Genomic DNA, 2,321 nt, shown 5'->3' on the forward strand with positions numbered 1-2,321 from the left:
ACAGCCTTGGGATAGCCCGCGCCGGTGAAGCCGCTCATGCCGACTGTGGTGCCCGAAGCGATGAGGCCGGCGGCGTCCTCCGCGCTCATCAGGCGTCGGCGGAATTCGGGATGGCGGATGCGATCGTCGGACATGGCAGGCTTCCTTCCCTGATTGCGCGCAGACTGAAGAGCATGACGCAACGGAAAAGTCATGCCCGCTTTTGCGCAGGGATGGCAGCTATGCGGCGGGCCCGATCAGTTGTCGCGGAAGCGGTTGGTGATCGGATAACGCCGGTCGCGGCCGAAATTCTTGCCGCCGACCTTGACGCCGGGCGGGGCCTGGCGGCGCTTGTATTCGGCGATGTAGACGAGATGTTCGATGCGCCGCACGGTGGCCGCGTCATGGCCGCGCGCGAGAATGTCGTCAACGTCCTCCTCCAGATCCACCAGCCCCCGCAGGATGTCATCCAGAACTTCATAAGGCGGCAGGGAATCCTCGTCCTTCTGGTCGTCGCGCAGCTCGGCCGAGGGCGGCTTTGTGATGATCCGTTCCGGGATGACTTCACCCGCCGGGGCCAGCGCATCCTTGGGATGGACCGCATTGCGCCATTTCGACAGCTCGAACACTTCGGTCTTGTAGAAATCCTTCAGCGCGTTGTAGCCCCCGCACATATCGCCATAGAGCGTGGCATAGCCCACCGCCATCTCGCTCTTGTTGCCGGTGGTGACGACCATCTGGCCGAACTTGTTGGACAGCGCCATCAGTGTCACCGCGCGCAGGCGTGACTGGATATTCTCCTCGGTGATGTCGGCCTGTTTGCCGGTGAAGGCATCGCTCAGCATTTCGTCCAGCGCCTCGACGCCGGGATGGATGTTGATCGTGTCATACCGGCAGCCCAGCGCCTGCGCGCAGGCTTTGGCGTCCTCAAGGCTGTGGTCGCTGGTATATTTCGACGGCATCATCACGCACCAGACATTGTCCGGCCCCAGAGCATCGGCGGCAATCGCGGCGGTGATCGCCGAGTCGATACCGCCCGACATGCCGAGCACGACGCCTGGAAAACGGTTCTTGCGCACATAATCGCCGAGCCCCTGCATGGCGGCGCGGTATTCGGCGTGCCAGCCCTCCAGGTCTGCCGCGCAGCTCTGTCCGAGGTCCACGAACTGCTTCGTGGCCGGATCAAATTCGACCAGCGCCGTGCCCGTCTCGAACTGGCCGACGAGGCCACAGCGCTCGCCATGCGTGCCATTCGTCGCATAGGAGGCGCCGTCAAAGACAAGTTCATCCTGCCCGCCCATCTGGTTGACGAAGAGGTAGGGCAGTTTCAGGTCTGCCCAGCGATCGAAGGCAGCCGCGCGCTCGTCCTGAATGGCCCGGCGCCAGGGCGAGGCGTTGGGCACGATCAGCAGCTCGGCGCCCGCCGCATGGGTGGCCCGGGGCACGCGCTCCAGCCAGATGTCCTCGCAGATGGCGACGCCGATGCGCACGCCCTGCAGGGTGATGATCAGCGGCGGGCCTTCGCCGGGCTGGTAATGGCGTTTCTCGTCGAACACGCCGTAATTGGGCAGTTCCCGCTTGTCATAGCGCGCCTTCAGGGCGCCGCCTTCCAGATAGCAGGCAGAGTTGTGCAGCTTGCCGTTCTCGCGCCAGGGCGTGCCGATGAGGATGGCGGGGCCGTCTTTCGTGTCCGCCGCGAGCGCCGTGACAGCCTCCATCGACAGCTCGACCGCCGCCGGCTTCAGCACCAGGTCTTCGGCCGGGTAGCCGAGCAGGAAATGCTCGCTCAGCACCAGCAGATGGGCGCCCTGCTGCCGGGCCTGCGCATGGGCCTGGCGGGCGAGGGCGAGATTGCCCTGAATATCCCCCACGACGGGGTTGAGCTGGGCGGCGAGGATGCGGAGATTATTGCTCATGATGAGCATTTAGGATGATGCGCCGGGGATGTCATCAGGGGATGAAGGCGGCATGCACCTTTGGCCGGACTGGCAGGGCCATCCGGGTTTGGGGCAGTTCGGGTGGCTCCCAAGGTGGAGCCTGCGCGGCGGGCGCCGCGGCGCCCGAGGAAAAAAGTGTTTGCGGTGTGGGCACCTCGCCCGCCGCGCTGCCCCCGGAGTTTCGGGATGACTTCGGCGCTGCCAGGCCTTGACCACTTACCCTCACTCTCGTGACCTCTCCAAGGAGAGGCGGGCCAGTCGGGATTCTCTACCGGCTTTTTGGTCCGGCTTGCCTGGATCAACGTCCCTAGAGAGTGGCTGGACCGTAAGCCCCAGCCACCCCCATCCTCCGGGGCGACCCTCCCACAAACCGAACGGTACCGGCGCGGCTCCTGTGGGGAGGAT

1 protein-coding gene is annotated in these 2,321 nt (G+C 65.1%); it reads right to left on the minus strand.

Annotation, left to right across the window (positions count from 1 at the left end; all coding sequences use genetic code 11):
* Nucleotides 1–236 precede the first annotated feature (236 nt).
* Nucleotides 237–1,895, minus strand: coding sequence for an NAD+ synthase (locus tag C0456_RS20060; protein ID WP_291056328.1), 1,659 nt, complete (start codon nucleotides 1,893–1,895; stop codon nucleotides 237–239).
* Nucleotides 1,896–2,321: the final 426 nt, after the last annotated feature.

Origin of the sequence: Hyphomonas sp. (assembly GCF_013823385.1) — a bacterium.
GTDB lineage: Bacteria > Pseudomonadota > Alphaproteobacteria > Caulobacterales > Hyphomonadaceae > Hyphomonas.

Coding starts and splice junctions, on each gene's coding strand:
- C0456_RS20060 (WP_291056328.1), bottom strand. CDS start 1,895: ATGAGCAATAATCTCCGCATCCTCGCCGCCCAGCTCAACCCCGTCGTG.